This is a genomic window from Phormidium sp. CCY1219, assembly GCF_035615515.1.
Taxonomy (GTDB): Bacteria; Cyanobacteriota; Cyanobacteriia; order Cyanobacteriales; family Laspinemataceae; genus CCY1219.
The window spans coordinates 1-353 of record NZ_JAJENT010000965.1; the positions used below are offsets into that span (position 1 = coordinate 1).

The following is a 353-nucleotide window of genomic DNA, read 5'->3' on the forward strand; positions in this document are numbered from 1 at the left end:
AATTGCCCATACTTAATCCCATTCCCCTTGCTCTCCGCTAAACAATAAAAGCATTGCTTTGAAATTACCACCCCATTGTAATTTCATTTTACTCCCTTTCCCCCTTTTTTGTCCACTCATCCATCGAAAAAAAAATTCCCCCCAAGGGTGCAAAAAAAATTTTTTTTGCACCCTTTGTCCACAGCCCCTTTCGTCACCTGCAATTCATAGTTGATGCCCGGTTCTCCGGCGGCCACATCAATAACATCGAGTCCCCATTCGGGGATGTATGGACTCAATCCCATTCCCCTTGCTCTCCGCTAAACAATAAAAGCATTGCTTTGAAATTACCACCCCATTATAATTTCATTTTA

The 353-nt window shown here is 42.2% G+C and carries 1 protein-coding gene; it reads right to left on the reverse strand.

Translation table 11 applies throughout. From position 1 onward, the window contains the following. Positions 1 to 116: 116 nt before the first annotated feature. The gene (locus LKK83_RS31005; protein ID WP_324635324.1) at positions 117 to 284 is read right to left on the reverse strand and encodes a hypothetical protein; all 168 of its coding nucleotides are present in this window, start codon (positions 282 to 284) and stop codon (positions 117 to 119) included. Positions 285 to 353 lie beyond the last annotated feature (69 nt).

Bases quoted from the DNA above. Each gene is read 5' to 3' on its own strand.
- LKK83_RS31005 (WP_324635324.1), bottom strand. From the start codon at position 284: ATGGGATTGAGTCCATACATCCCCGAATGGGGACTCGATGTTATTGAT.